The sequence below is a fragment of the Streptomyces marispadix genome (assembly GCF_022524345.1).
GTDB classification, from domain to species: domain Bacteria; phylum Actinomycetota; class Actinomycetes; order Streptomycetales; family Streptomycetaceae; genus Streptomyces; species Streptomyces marispadix.
Genome location: NZ_JAKWJU010000002.1, coordinates 4,775,771 through 4,789,048, shown reverse-complemented (window position 1 = coordinate 4,789,048; position 13,278 = coordinate 4,775,771). Strand labels below are relative to the sequence as shown.

The window sequence follows — 13,278 nt, the reverse complement described above, 5'->3', positions numbered from 1 at the left end:
CTCAGAACGGCTGCCAGCCTCGTCGGCTTCCGCCCGTACGGAGGTCGTGCACGCGACGCGGGAACTCCTCGGCTGAACGTTCACTTGTGCTGACCTGCTGGCCGAGCCAGAGCGTCATCATGAGTTCGCGGAGATCGGCCAGAACCGGGTAGCCGGGCCAGTTCATGATGTCGAAGCCGTAGTGATGCACGAAGGATTCGTACTCGCTCCGCGTGTGCCAGCCGAAGCGGTCGTAGTAGAGCGCCGTGAGGATCAGGTCCCATTCACGTTGCGCGAGGCAGGCACCGTCCAAGTCGATGAGGAGTGCGCGCCCCTCCTGGTCCCGCAACGCGTTACCTACGTTGGCGTCTCCGTGGATCATCCCGAAGGGGAGCACGAAGTCCAGCTCGTCGTAATCCTTGCGCAGCTTCTCGACCCGCTCCTCCAAGAAGCTCCGGTCATCTTCGCTTACGCCGTCCAACAGGCCCAGGCTGTGCCAGACCTTGGCGAAGGGATCGAAGTACGGCAGACGCAGATCCTCCGGCTCCTCCAGCCAGTGCAACCAGCGGAGCAGGTCCCCGAGTTCGTCGAGGCTCGCGTACTCCAGCGTGTCCTGAGCGTTCTCCCAGTAGGTCACAACACGGCCGCCGATGAGCGCCGGCTGCTCGACCCCCGAGACGACTCGTGTCGCCGGGAAGCCCTCCCCTTCGAGCCAGCGCGCGACCCGCACGGCGTGCGTCATGCTCTCCATGCTCGATGGGTTACGGGCGATACGGATGACTACGGGCGCATGAGCGAGGCGATACACGGCGTTGGAGCCGAGGCGCAGCAGCTCCGCGTTCGAGGGATCGAACCCAGCCGTCGCACAGGCTTCGCGGAGCACGGCCTCCGCGCTCTCCGCAGTGAACTCCCCCGCCCCGTTCTGGGACTCCCCTTCGCCTGAGACCATGCAGTCGACGCTACTTGCCTCAAGAAGCGGGTGACAGACCGCCCACGTAGTAATGGCGTAATGATCTTGGCGTCAGCCACGCTCACTGGTCAGAAATCGCAGGTCAACGACCTACGAGTCCGCCAGCTTCCCCGGCCTCCGGAGCCGTGTGCGCAGGTTCGAATCCTGCCGGGGGTACTTCCGTGTAAGTGTCGCGAAGGCCCTGTGACCAGGCTGAATGCTGGTTGCGGGGCGTTGTTGCGTGTGCAGCCGGATGCGGCTCGGAGCAGTCTCATGACAGTGATCACGTTGCATAGCGTCATGATCTTGCACGGCTTCGGGGCAGGTCAGCGCCGGTTCACGAGGCTTCTGCGAAGTGGTTCGAGCACCCGACGAAAGCCCCGGATCTCTCCGGGGCTACGCGGATCTATGTGCCGCTTATGAAGGGCTCTTCGAGGCCCCATTACTCCCCGACCCGACTCACGGACAGCGTCAGCGAGGTCCAGCAGGGCTGAGCAATGGCGCTCTGCGCCAGCACGGTTGGTGAGATCACCTCACTTGCGTCAGCTCAGGCTTTCCGCCACCGACAGGTAATCGGTGTAGATCTGCGGTGAGCCGGAGAACGAAGCCAGCTGCTTCCATTCCTCGTACATCTGCTTCGTGTCCCGATAAGCCTTGGCGAATGCAGCAGCCTCAGCAGTCGCGATGTCCGCATCAGGATAGAACGCATGGAGTGCCGCGAGGCTGGCAATCTCCATCAGCACTACATACTGATCCAGCCGGTTTCCGCGCTCGCCTTTCAGCAGGCGAAATTTCCAGTCGGGGTAGTCCTCGATGCGATGATGATTTTCAGCGATGAAGCTTTCGAAGGTATCTGCCCGGACATCGGGGCGCAGCGCGAGATTGTGGATGCCGATCACCCGGGCGAGAGGTTCTTCTCCTGGGCCGCGCTCCTGATAACGCGGCCCATCGGCGACGGTGCTTTTCTTGTTTTCCGCCAGCAAGCGGTAGTCGGTATAGATCGTGGGCAATTCGCTGAATGTGCCGTATTTCCTCCATTCATGGACAAGCTCCCGGGCCTCGGGACGATCGCTCCAGAACTTGCGTGCCAATTCTGTTTGATTGCCGTCAGCCGCCAGGTAGCGGTCGCGCTGCCCGACGTCATCGATTTCAAACAGCATCAGGTATTGGCCGGCTCGTTCGCCACGCAGGCCGCGCAGCAGCGTCCAGCGCCATCCGGGGTAGCAGGGGATGTGCACGCCCTTATGGCGAACAAAGGATTCAAATTGCTCCGGCGTCACGCCGGCCTCGGTATCGATAGCGATGTAGTACAGACTGAAGACCGGCGCGTTTGACGTGTCATGGCGTGGCATTCAATGCTCCATGGGTCTCGACTGCTATCGGGCGAATCTGCTGGTCTATGTCGTATTTGGTTGTTCCGAAGTTCGACAACAAGTCAAGCGCGCCCGACAAGGGCTACGACTACGACCACCTGCGGAGCCGGTTACGTGGACGCGGGCATCACCCACCGCATCGCCCGCAAGGTGTCGAGGCGTCCCAACGGCTGCGCCGCCACCGCTGGGTCGTCGATCGCGCCATGGCCTGGCTCGCCGGCTGCCGCCGCCTCCACTGCCGCTACGAACGCAAAGCTGACCACTTCCTCGCCTTCACCAGCATCGCCTGCATCCTCATCTGCTACCGCAGACTCGCCAAATGAGACGAGTGCTCAGGGCCGCCACCCCTGTACGCTCTTCGGCCCACTCGGCTGCTCGTCGAGCTGCAACGGCGTTCCTGCCCTCCCGATTCGGCACGTTCCCCTCCTTGGGTGTGGTTTCACCAGCCACGGCCGTGAGGTTCTGCCCACGCCTCGGGCGGGCCAAAACGCCTAGCCGTCGGCTCCTTCCTCTCCCAGACCTTGCATGATCCGGTCGTTCATCTCGGCCTCTTGGCCGTCGATGCACTTGGCGTAGATCTTGAGCAGGACCTCTACCGAGTGGCCTGCTCGTCGGGCGACCTCCGGAAAGGGACACCGGAGTTGAGCCACTGGGAGACGCAGGCGTGCCGCAGGTCGTACGGCTTGGCCGCCAGCACCGACGAAAGGACTGTGACGGCGACGGCCTCCGACGGGCGACTGCACCAGGGTCCGGCCGCGCCATACCGGGCGCTCTTCACTGGAAAGTCAATATTCCTGCTCAATTCCCTTGCTCCATAGAGTCCTTGACCCCTCGGAGGCCGGCCGCGACACTGCTTGTCAGCAGGGTGACAACGTCCGAAACTCCTGTTGACCTTTGCAGTGCACGTCAAACTGGCGCCTCAAGCTGTAGTCCTCGAACTCGCTCGACGAGGAGCATTGCGCCCAGTTCGAATCTGCGCCGGGCCAACTCGACGGAAAACAGCTTGAGTTGTTGCCCCGTGTACCACCTGACCAGTCGCAACCCGCGTGAGGCGCCGCGCCCGCCCGGGGGGACACACAGCAGTGCGGTCCGCACGCGTCCGAGATCCGGTCGAGGAAAGGTCTGGTGCACTTCATGCGATCCGTAACCCGCCGTCTGGGCGCTCTCGTTCCAGCCGTCCTGCTATTGGCCGGCACGCAGCTGGCCGGCTCCCCGGCTCACAGCGCTGCGCAGCCCTCCGCGGAAGTCCGGCCCGCCGCCGCCGGGAAAGCCATCCCCGGCAGCTGGATCGTCACCCTCAAGGACGGCACCCGCTCGAAGAGTTCCGTCGCGAATGAATTGACACGGCGCAACAACGGCCGTCTCTCGCACCTCTACGGAGACGCGCTGAACGGCTTCTCCGTAAGGATGACCAAGGCCGAGGCGCACAAGCTGGCCGCGGACTCCCGGGTCGCCCTCGTGGAACAGGACTCCAAGGTCTCGGTCAGCGACACCCAGCCCGGCGCGACCTGGGGCCTCGACCGGATCGACCAGCGGGATCTGCCCCTGAACGGCACATACACCTACAACACGACGGCGTCCGGCGTGAAGATCTACGTCATCGATACGGGAGTGCGCACCTCGCACCGCGAGTTCGCCGGCAGGGCGTCCATAGGTACGGACACCGTCGGCGACGGCCAGAACGGCAACGACTGCAACGGCCACGGCACTCACGTCGCAGGCACGACCGCGGGGGCCACCTACGGCGTGGCAAAGGGCGCCTCCGTCGTCGGCGTACGCGTTCTCAACTGCCTCGGCTCCGGCAGCACTTCCGGTGTCATCGCGGGCGTCGACTGGGTCACCGCCAACGCGGCCAAGCCCGCCGTCGCGAACATGAGCCTCGGTGGCAGCGCCAGTCCCTCACTCGACGACGCCGTGAAGAAGTCCATCTCCTCCGGCGTCAGTTACGCCATCGCGGCCGGTAACGGCAACATCCTCGGCCTGCCCGAGAACGCGTGCACCGTCAGCCCCGCGCGGGTGCCCGAGGCGATGACCGTCGGCGCCACGGACAGCTCGGACACACGCGCGTCCTTCTCCAACTACGGAAGCTGCGTGGACCTGTTCGCCCCCGGCGTGGACGTCACGTCCGCCTGGAGTGACAGCGACACCGCCACGAACACCATCAGCGGCACGTCCATGGCCACGCCGCACACGGCCGGCGTCGCCGCCCTCTACCTGGCCGACCACCCGAACGCCTCCCCCGCCCAGGTCCGTGACGCTCTCGTGAACAACGCCACGAGCGACAAGGTCCGGGACCCGAGGGCGGGTTCGCCGAACAAGCTCCTCCACAGCCTGTTCTGATCCGAGGCGGGTGTGAGGAGCCGCCCTCCTCACACCCGACCGGCCCCCGGCCCGCTGGGGCCGGTCACGGCTGTGACCCACCGGACCGGGACGGGTACGACGGCCGCCGACCGGACGGGCGCGGCTTCGTGCCCGTGCCGGGGCCAACTCCTGCTCCCCCTCCAGGAGTTGCCGTCCAGTACCGCAGAGGACCGCGAGCAGTACCGCGGGCACGCGCGTGCCCTCCGGTGACCGCTCGGCATGCCGGCCGGCTCAGAGGGCGTCCACGGCGCTCACCTTCCAGCCCCCTGCCGTGGGCACCATCGTCATCCGGACCCGGTTGAGGTCCACTCGCGGGCTCTTGGCCTGGGTGTTCTTGGTGATCTGGTTCATGAAGAGCAGGACGACGACCCGGTCCCGGGAGGCCGAGACCACCGAGGCCGAGACCACCGAGGCGGCCGGGGTGCCGCCGGAGCGGGGTCTGGCAACGGTGGCGGTGACCTCGCCCTTGTACTTCTTCGCGGTCGGGCCGACCACCTTCTCGGTCGTCTTCGCGTACTCCTCGCGGAAGCCGCCCGTGAGGTGGGTGCGGGCCTTCGCGAAGTCCCGGTCCAGGTGCTGGTAGCGGTAACTGAGGATGTCCGGGGCGGCCTTGCGGGCGGCGGCCAGGGCCTGCGCCCGTGCTACCCGCGTTCCCTCGCCGGACTGTCGCAGCCAGCCGAACACCGCCGCCGAGACCACGCCCACGACGACGAGTGCCGTGAGCAGGGCTACCCGTGCGCCGTGCCCGCGCCGCTCCCGCCCCGCCTCGCGCTCTCCGGTCCCCTCGGCCTGCCGCACCTTCGTCGACCGTTCCACGCGCGGTGCCTTCGCCTCGGCGGTCACCGTGGGCGGCTCGTCGCTCTCCTCGGCCCGCGCACGTTCGGCCCGCTTGGTGGCCGCTCGGGCGGCGGCCGCGACAGCACGGTTGCGGCTCGCGCCGGATCCGGTACGAGTACCGACGGGTGACTTCACCATGGGTCCTCCTCTCCTTTCCGCCCGTCAGGCCACGAACTCGACGTCCGAGGTGAGCCAACGTCCGTGCTCATGCGCGAGATCGAGTTGCAGGCGGTAGTTGCGCGTCTGCCCTTCGGGGGTGGAGACGTTCTTCACCGTGCTGTCGGCGACGACCAGCACCCGCGCCGTCTTCTCGTCGGCCCTGACGACCCCCGCCTCCAGGACCTGCCCCTTGGAGACCGACTTGTTCCGGGTGACGAGCTTCGTCAACTCCTCGGTCTGCGCGGAGAATTGCTTCTTGAACCGGCCCGTGGCGCCCTTGAGGACGTTCCTGCTGTCCGACTTGTAGGTCTTGTAGTGCAGCGACGTGAAGTTCACCGCTGTCTGCCGTGCGGCGGAGAGGACGTCCTGCCGGCGCTGCTCCTCCTGGTGCTGTCCGTAGAGCTGGTAAGCGAAGTAGCCGGACAGCGCGAGCAGTGCCACCGCCGCGGCGGCGATCGTTGCGGTGATCGTCCGCCCGGTGCCGTCCAGGCGGGTAGCCAGCCGGGTGGCCGTGCGGGTCATGCCATGGGTCCAACGAGCAGCCATTGCCAGGAGTCCTTTCCGAACGTGCTCTGTTCCCCGCCTGATGAGCCGATGCGAACGGTGCGTCCGTCCGGCCCGCGGACCGCTCCGCTCTCCGGGTCGTAGGGGCTGACGTGTGCCGCGGTCTGATCGCCCGTACCGGCGTCGGCGCCGCCCGGCCCGGAGGGCCTCGGAGAGTTCTGGGCCCCGCGGACGTTGGTGCCGCTGCCGCGTGGCGCCGTGCAGCGGGCGTCGGTGTTGGCGGGCCGCTCGCTGGTGTCGGAGGGGTCGCGGCGCTTCGTGCTCTCGTAGCCCTGCCGGCACGCGGGCGGGTCGTCGGCGTTGACGACCAGCCCGAAGTGCGTTGTGCCGTCACCGGGGACGACGGTCTTGCTGCCGGCGACGGTGAGCGGGAACGCGACGAGCATCTGCTCCATCCCTGGCAGCCGGGCCGAGGTGATCTGCCCGCCGCTGATGAGGTTGCCGATCAGCACGGGCAGGGCCGTCTCGTTGGCCCTGATCAGGGAGTCGATCTGCGGTGCGGCCTTCTCTCCGTTCTCCAGCAGGTTGCGGAAGTCCCTGTCTCCGGACTTGACGTCGCCGCTGAGGAGAGCCAGGTCGCGGGAGAAGGATTTGATCGCCGACCCCTTGTCCACCTGCGTCTTCAGCACGGTCTGGGATTTCTCGATCAGCGAGATCGTCTGCGGCAGTGACGCGGTCGCGGACTCGACCAGCTTGTCGCCCGAATCGACCGTACGGCCCAGGTTCGGTCCCGTTCCGGCGAAGGCCCTGCCCAACTCGGCGACCGTGACGCGGAGGTCCTTCTTGCCGACGGAGCCGGTGAGCCGGTCCAGGCTGCGGATCAGCTCCGTCGTGGGGAGCGGCACCCGGGTGTCCCGCCGGGCGATGGTGCTGCCGTCCTTCAGATAGGGGCCGTTCCGGGTGCGGGGCTGGAGGTCGACGTGCTGCTCGCCGACCGCCGACCGGTTGGCCACGACGGCGAGGGAGTCGGACGGGATGCGCGGGCCGTCGTCGAGCCGCATCTCGACCGAGACACCGTCCGGTCCGGACAGTCTCAGTGCTCCCACGCGGCCCACGGGGACCCCGCGGTAGGTGACCTCGGCGCCCTCGAAGATCCCGCCCGAATCGGCGAACCGTGCCCGCACTGTGTAGCCCCGGTCCGTGAAGCGGTCGGCCAGCCCGGCGTACTCGGCACCGACGTAGGAGACGCCGACGACGGTGACGGTGGCGAACGCGATGAGCTGCGCCTTGACGGTGCGGGTGAGCATCACGGGTACATCCCCCCTGTCATGAGCCGCACGAGAGAGGCGGACACCCCGTTTCCGTACTGGGGCCGCCCGTCGTGCTCCCGGTAGGAGACGGGGTCGCCGGTGCACAGCGGCGGGCACAGGGCTCCGTCCCGGCCGCCGCTTCCTCCGGTTCCTCCCTCTCCGCCGTCTCCGGGAAGGTTCGGGACGTCGGGTACGTCGGGTACGTCGGGCACGTCGGGTACGTCGGGGGTGCCAGGGAGATCCGGCAGCTTCGGGCCTTCGTCGCCGGGTTTCTTCGGCTTCTTCTTCCCGTCGGCGAGATTGCCGTAGACGCTGTCGAAGTCGAGGTCGGCCGTCATCTTCATGTTGACGTAGTCGCCCTTGACCGCGTCCGTGGCGTTGCGCGGGAAGGGGTAAGTGGTCAGCAGCTCCAGGGAGTCGGGCAGGTCGCTGCCCGCCTTGTTCAACTGCCTGAGTATGGGCGCCAGATGCCGCAGGTTGGCGACGGTGTCGTCGCGGGACGCGTTGACGACCCGGGTCCCGGTCTTCCCCAGTTTCGACATGGAGGTCAGCATCTTCGTGAGCTTGCGCCGCTCGTCGGCCAGTACCTTCAGGGCCGGCGGCAGGGTGTCCACCGCGGTGCCGACCGTCTTGCGCTCCCGCTTCATCCGTGCGGAGAGCCTGTCGATCCCCTTCAGTGCACGCACGATCTCGTCGCGCTGCTTGTCGAGGCCGCCCACGAACTTGTCGAGCTGCTTGAGGAGGGACTTGACGCGGTCCTCCCGGCCGCCGAGGGCGTGGTTCAACTCCGTGGTGATGATCTTGAGTTGGGCCACGCCGCCGCCGTTCAGCAGCGCCGAGAGGGCGGAGAGCACCTCTTCGATCTCGGCGTTGGAGCCGCTTCTGGATAGCGGGATCACCGCTCCGTCCCGGAGCCTGCCCTGCGGGCGCTTCACTCCCCCGGGCCTGGACAGCGCCACGTACTTCTCGCCGAGGATGCTCGTCTGGCGCACCGAGGCGACGGCGTTGCGCGGCAGCTTCACGTGGTCGGCCACCCGCAGCCTGGCCCGCGCGTGCCAGCCGTCCAGCCGGATCTGCTCGACGGTGCCGACCGTGACGTTGTCGACCTTCACGGTGGACTGCGGCACGAGATCGAGCACGTCCCGGAACTCGACGGTGACGCGATAGGCGCCGTCACCGGCGCCGGCGCCGCCGGGCAGCGGCACGTCGTACAGCCCGCTGAACGTGCAGCCGGACAGCAGTGATCCGGTGAGGCCCCAGACCGCGGCCCGCTTCGCGGCTCGCTGCCCCGCGTGCCGCGGCGCACTGTGCGCTGTGCTGATCACGGCGTTCATGCGCGGCCCTCCAGGATTCCGCCGAGGGACCGGTCCATGCTGGGCTTCCCCACCTTCGGGGCACCGGCCGCAGGCAGCTCGGGGAGCGAGTCGAAGAGATCCTTCAGAGCCCCGCAGTCGGTCTTCGGGTCGGACGTCTTCAGCAGGGAGCAGAGCACGGCGTCCGGGTCCTGCGCCTGTTCGGCGTTGTTCCGGGTGTCGAGCGTGCCCGAGGACGGGTTGTACGCCTCCTTCAGGTTGGACAGTGCGGTGGGAGAGGCGTCCATCAGCTCCTCAAGGGCGCTGCGCTGCTTGACCAGTACGCGGGTCACCTTGCTGAGGCCCCGCACGTCGGAGCTGAGGGACTTCTTGTTCTCCCGGATGAAGCCGGACACGTCCCGCAGGGCGATCGCGAGGTACCGCACCGCGGCGACCAGGTCCTTCCGCTCCCCGGCGAGCGTCTTCGACGCCTTGGCCAGGCTGTCGTTGAAGGACCGTACGCTGCCGTCGTCGGCGGCGAGAGCGGCTGTGAAGACCTGTAGGTTCCGGATCGAGCCGAACATGTCGCCTCGCCCGTCGGAGAGCGTCGTCAGGGCCTTCGACAGATCGTGGACCGTGCGGTTGACCTGCTTGCCCTGGCCGTCGAGGTTGTCGGCGCTGACGCCGAGGAGCCGGGAGAGCGAGCCGTCCTTGTTGGCTCCCTTGGGGCCCAGCGCCTCGGACGTCATGTGGAGGCTGTCGTAGACGCGGTCCAGCTCCACCGGCTCGGCGGTGCGCTTCTGGGGGATGACCGCGCCGTCGGGCATCACCGGGCCCTTCCGGTAGACGGGCAGGAGCTGCACGTAACGGTCGCTGACGACCGAGGAGTTGATGATCGCGGCCTCGGCGCCGGCGGGGATCTTGCGGTCGGCGGGGAATTCGAGGAGTACGCGGACCCGCTTGCCCTGCGGGGTTACGTCCTTGACCTCGCCCACCTTCACTCCCAGTACGCGCACGTCGGAGCCGGGGTAGATGCCGACGGTGCGGGCGAAGTAGGCGGTGACCTTCTTGGTGTCGTTCCCGGGCCAGGCCACGATCACCACCGCGGCGACCACCGCCAGCGCGACGGCGATCGCGAGCGCGGAGCGTGGATTGCCGCGCAGGCGGCGCAGCGAGCCGAGCGCGGCAGGCAGAGGCTTCATCGTGATCCTCCCGGCTTCACGTCGGGGCCGCCGCGGGGTTTCCCGGGCACGGCCACCAGGTTCTGCACGTACGAGTCGAACCAGGGCCCGTTCCCAAGGGTGTTGGCGAAGACGCGTGAGTACGGGCCGAGCAGTTCGGCGCTGCGGTCGAGGCTCTTCTGGTTGCGTTCGAGCATCCGCACCACGGTGTGCAGGCGGGTAAGGGCGGGCCCTATCTGCCGGCGGTTGTCCTTCACCAGGCCGGAGAGCTGCACGCTCATACGCACCGCGTTCTTCAGCAGCGAGTGGATGACCTTCCGCCGTGCGTTGATCTCCTTGAACAACTTGTCGCCGTCGTCGACCAGTTCGGTGAAGTCCCCGGACCGCTTGGCCAGAACGCCGCTGACGCCCTTGGAGTGCCGGAGCAGTTCACGCAGCTTCTCGTCGCGTGAGGAGACCGTTCGCGACAGCTTCGCCAGGCCCTTGATGGAGGCCCGGACCTCCTCCGGCGAGTCCTTGAAGGTGGCGGAGAGGGTGTCCATGGACTTGGCCAGCCGCTTCTTGTCGACCTTCTCCGTGGTGGTCGTCAGATCGCTGAACGCCTCCACCACGTCGTAGGCGGGGGTGGTGCGGGAACGCGGGATCGTGCTGCCCTCCTCCAACTGCCCCGGGCCGTCGGGCTCGAGCGCGAGGTACTTCGCGCCGAGGATCGTCTTGACGCGGATGGCGGCGCCGGTGCGGCTGCCCAGCGCCGGGTCGCCCTTGAGGCGGAAGGACACCCGGACGTGGTCGCCGTCGAGGGCCACCTCGTCGACCTCGCCGGCCTTCACCCCGGCGATGCGGACCTCGTCGCCGGACTTGAGACCGCCCGCTTCGGAGAAGGAGGCGTTGTAGCGGTCGCCGCTTCCGATCAGCGGCAGGTCGTCGATGTTGAACGCGGCCGCGGTGAGCAGTGCGAGGGCGGTGAGGCCCGCGATTCCGATCTTCACGGGGCTGCGGTCACGGAAGGGGGTCATCCGGCGCACCTCCCCTGGTCGACGTGGTACTCGGGAGTGACCACCTTGGCGGTCTTCGGCAGTACGACCCTGCCGTCGAAGTCGCACAGGTAGAAGTTGAACCAGGAGCCGTAAGGTGGCGGTGCCGGTCAGCTTGTTGAGCTTGCCGGGCAGCCGCTGGATCACGCCTTCGACGGTCTTCTCGTGCCCGTTCAGCGTGTTGGAGAGTTTCGACAGCTCCCCGATGTCCGTCTTCAGCGCCGGCCGGCCGTCCTCCAGGAGGGCGGCGGTGGCGCCGGTCAGATCGTTGATGTCGGACAGTGAGTCGCCGATCGGCTTGCGGTCGGCGGAAAGCCCCGAGACGAGCCGCCTGAGCTGGGTGATCAGCGAGGAGAAGCGTGCGCTGCGCTTGTCCAGCGTGGCCAGCACGGTGTTGAGGTTCGTGATGACGGAGCCGATCATCTTGTCGCGTTCGGCGAGTGTCGTCGTCAGCGAGGCGGTGTGCGCGAGCAGGCTGCCCACGGTGCCGCCCTCGCCCTGCAACGTCCTGATGATCTCCGTTGCCAGCCGGTTGACGTCGTGCGGACTCAGCGCGGCGAAGAGCGGTTTGAAGCCGTTGAGGAGCACGTTGAGGTCGAGCGCGGGCTGCGTCCTGGAGAGCGGGATGTGCCCGCCGTCCGGCAGCCGCGATCCGTTCCCGGCGCCTTCGGTGAGGGCGATGTACCGCTGGCCGACCAGGCTCCGGTAGCGGATGGTGGCACCCGTGCTCCGCAGCAGCGGACGCTTGTCGGTGACGGTGAACTCGACCTCGGCCAGCTTGCGGTGCGTGATCCGGATGTCCTCGACCTCGCCGACCCGTACTCCGGCCACGCGGATGTCGTCGCCCACCTCCAGGCTCGTGACGTCGCGGAAGGTGGCGGTGTAGGTCTTCTCAGGCTCGAAGTCGAAGTTGACGATGGTGGCCGCCAGCAGTGCCGTCGCCGCCACCGTCACCACGGTGAAGAGGCCGAACTTGGTCAGGGGGCCGCTGATGGTGCGTGCGCTCATGCGACGCTCACCTTGGTCCCACGCGCCATCGGCCCGAAGAGCAGGGTGGCCACGGGCGGCACGTCGTCTGCGGACTCGCCCATGACCGGTGCCACGAGCGGGCCGATGAGCCGCTGTTCGGATACGGTCCCCGACACCGGTCCGGGGCCGCCCGGCGCGACGGAGCTCGACCTCTTCTTCGAAGTCCCGTCCGCGAACGGATAGTCGGGCGCCGGCACCGGCGGGTTCGGCAGCCCGGCGCAGTAGGGACCGGTACGGGCGTCGTTGCGCGGCTCCTCACCGGGTTTGTATCCGGGACGCGGTCGTACGAACTCGAGCGTGATCCGCATCTTGCCGCCCCGGAAAGCCTCGTCCGAGCGCCTGCTCTGGTCCACCAGGCCGTTCAGCAGGCACGGGTACTGGGGGGAGTACTCGTCCAGGAGGGCCAGCGTGGGCCGGGACACCCGCCCCAGAGTGATGAGACGGTCCTCGTTCTCGTCGAGGAAGCCGTCGAGGGTGTCGGCCGTGGCGGTGGTCCCGGTCAGGAACGCCCGCAGGGTCTGCTTCTTCTCCACCACCGTCCGGCTGGTGGTGGCGGTGTTGCGCAGCACCCGCAGCAAGTCGGGCGCGGCGTCCGCATAGATCTCCGTCGTGTCGGCGAGGCGGGATATGTCCTGCTGGAGCGCAGGCATGTGCGGGTTGACCTTGCGCAAGTAGGCCTCCAGCCTGGCGAAGTTGGAGCCGATCTTCTCTCCCCGCCCCTCAAGTGCCGTGGAGAAGGCGGAGAGTGTGGCGTTGAGGTCCCCGGGACGCACGGCCCGCAGGAGCGGCAGCAGGTCGTCCATCAGCTTCTGGAGCTCGATGCCCGCCCTGGTGCGGTCCTGGGTGATGACGTCGCCGTCCTCGATGTGCCGGTTCGAGGAGCTGCCCGTGGTGATCAGGTCGACGTACTTCTCGCCGAAGAGCGTCTTGGGCAGCAGCCGGGCGTGCACGTCCGACGGGATGTGCCTGGTCTGTCCGGGCTCCAGGGCGATGTCCAGCGTCGCCTTCCGCCCGTCGGCCCGCACGTCGCGGACCTCGCCGACGATCAGGCCGCGCAGTTTGACGTCCGAGCGCCGTTGCAGTTGGTTGCCGAGGGAGTCGGCCTCCAGCGTGATCCGCACGACCGACGTGAACGCCTGCTGGTAGACGGCGACGGTCAGCGACAGCAGCAGGGCGATGACGGTGAGGAAGACGACCCCGTACAGCCTCAGCCGGGCGGCGGTCGACAGTGGTCCGCGTATCGCGGCGGGCATCGGCATCGGCACCTTCA

Annotated in this window: 9 protein-coding genes and 4 pseudogenes; 2 read left to right on the top strand and 11 right to left on the bottom strand. The window is 67.7% G+C overall.

The features are described 5' to 3' along the window. Position 1 precedes the first annotated feature (1 nt). Together MMA15_RS20140 and MMA15_RS20135 are read right to left on the bottom strand one after the other, a co-directional pair. Positions 2-928, bottom strand: coding sequence for an aminoglycoside phosphotransferase family protein (locus MMA15_RS20140; protein ID WP_241061538.1), 927 nt, complete (start codon positions 926-928; stop codon positions 2-4). Positions 929-1,470: 542 nt separating this feature from the next. Then, positions 1,471-2,280, bottom strand: a complete 810-nt coding sequence (locus tag MMA15_RS20135; RefSeq protein ID WP_241061537.1) for a hypothetical protein — start codon at positions 2,278-2,280, stop codon at positions 1,471-1,473. A gap of 95 nt (positions 2,281-2,375) precedes the next feature. Here MMA15_RS20135 and MMA15_RS20130 point away from each other — a divergent pair. Then, positions 2,376-2,624: pseudogene (locus MMA15_RS20130) on the top strand (IS5/IS1182 family transposase); the annotation flags it as partial. 168 nt (positions 2,625-2,792) lie between these two features. Here MMA15_RS20130 and MMA15_RS20125 read toward each other — a convergent pair. Continuing rightward, positions 2,793-3,007, bottom strand: a pseudogene (locus tag MMA15_RS20125) (tyrosine-type recombinase/integrase); the annotation flags it as partial. A gap of 428 nt (positions 3,008-3,435) precedes the next feature. Here MMA15_RS20125 and MMA15_RS20120 point away from each other — a divergent pair. Further along, positions 3,436-4,641: a S8 family peptidase gene (locus MMA15_RS20120; RefSeq protein ID WP_241061536.1), complete on the top strand. Its 1,206-nt coding sequence runs from the start codon at positions 3,436-3,438 to the stop codon at positions 4,639-4,641. 252 nt (positions 4,642-4,893) lie between these two features. On the opposite strand, the gene MMA15_RS20115 is transcribed toward MMA15_RS20120, so the two are convergent. The 8 genes and pseudogenes from MMA15_RS20115 to MMA15_RS20080 all read right to left on the bottom strand — a co-directional run bounded on the left by MMA15_RS20115 (position 4,894) and on the right by MMA15_RS20080 (position 13,261). Then, positions 4,894-5,637, bottom strand: a complete 744-nt coding sequence (locus MMA15_RS20115) for a hypothetical protein (protein ID WP_241061535.1) — start codon at positions 5,635-5,637, stop codon at positions 4,894-4,896. A 24-nt stretch (positions 5,638-5,661) separates the two neighbouring features. After that, positions 5,662-6,204, bottom strand: coding sequence for an Rv1363c family protein (locus MMA15_RS20110; RefSeq protein WP_241061534.1), 543 nt, complete (start codon positions 6,202-6,204; stop codon positions 5,662-5,664). Further along, positions 6,177-7,469 (bottom strand): MCE family protein, encoded by a 1,293-nt coding sequence (locus MMA15_RS20105; protein WP_241061533.1) that lies wholly within the window; start codon positions 7,467-7,469, stop codon positions 6,177-6,179. Before MMA15_RS20105 ends, MMA15_RS20110 begins: the two co-directional genes overlap by 28 nt. Beyond that, positions 7,469-8,806 (bottom strand): MCE family protein, encoded by a 1,338-nt coding sequence (locus MMA15_RS20100; protein WP_241061532.1) that lies wholly within the window; start codon positions 8,804-8,806, stop codon positions 7,469-7,471. The genes MMA15_RS20105 and MMA15_RS20100 overlap by 1 nt, the downstream gene beginning before the upstream one ends. Next, positions 8,803-9,966, bottom strand: coding sequence for an MCE family protein (locus MMA15_RS20095; RefSeq protein ID WP_241061531.1), 1,164 nt, complete (start codon positions 9,964-9,966; stop codon positions 8,803-8,805). The genes MMA15_RS20100 and MMA15_RS20095 overlap by 4 nt, the downstream gene beginning before the upstream one ends. Then, positions 9,963-10,868 (bottom strand): annotated as a pseudogene (locus MMA15_RS20090) (MCE family protein); the annotation flags it as partial. The gene MMA15_RS20095 and the pseudogene MMA15_RS20090, both read right to left, overlap by 4 nt. A gap of 89 nt (positions 10,869-10,957) precedes the next feature. Then, a pseudogene (locus MMA15_RS20085) lies at positions 10,958-11,987 on the bottom strand (MCE family protein). Continuing rightward, positions 11,984-13,261 (bottom strand): MCE family protein, encoded by a 1,278-nt coding sequence (locus tag MMA15_RS20080; RefSeq protein WP_241061529.1) that lies wholly within the window; start codon positions 13,259-13,261, stop codon positions 11,984-11,986. The pseudogene MMA15_RS20085 and the gene MMA15_RS20080 overlap by 4 nt, the downstream one beginning before the upstream one ends. Positions 13,262-13,278: the final 17 nt, after the last annotated feature.

Coding starts and splice junctions, on each gene's coding strand:
- MMA15_RS20095 (WP_241061531.1), bottom strand. CDS start 9,966: ATGAAGCCTCTGCCTGCCGCGCTCGGCTCGCTGCGCCGCCTGCGCGGC.
- MMA15_RS20135 (WP_241061537.1), bottom strand. CDS start 2,280: ATGCCACGCCATGACACGTCAAACGCGCCGGTCTTCAGTCTGTACTAC.
- MMA15_RS20100 (WP_241061532.1), bottom strand. CDS start 8,806: ATGAACGCCGTGATCAGCACAGCGCACAGTGCGCCGCGGCACGCGGGG.
- MMA15_RS20140 (WP_241061538.1), bottom strand. CDS start 928: ATGGTCTCAGGCGAAGGGGAGTCCCAGAACGGGGCGGGGGAGTTCACT.
- MMA15_RS20120 (WP_241061536.1), top strand. CDS start 3,436: ATGCGATCCGTAACCCGCCGTCTGGGCGCTCTCGTTCCAGCCGTCCTG.
- MMA15_RS20080 (WP_241061529.1), bottom strand. CDS start 13,261: ATGCCCGCCGCGATACGCGGACCACTGTCGACCGCCGCCCGGCTGAGG.
- MMA15_RS20105 (WP_241061533.1), bottom strand. CDS start 7,469: ATGCTCACCCGCACCGTCAAGGCGCAGCTCATCGCGTTCGCCACCGTC.
- MMA15_RS20110 (WP_241061534.1), bottom strand. CDS start 6,204: ATGGCTGCTCGTTGGACCCATGGCATGACCCGCACGGCCACCCGGCTG.
- MMA15_RS20115 (WP_241061535.1), bottom strand. CDS start 5,637: ATGGTGAAGTCACCCGTCGGTACTCGTACCGGATCCGGCGCGAGCCGC.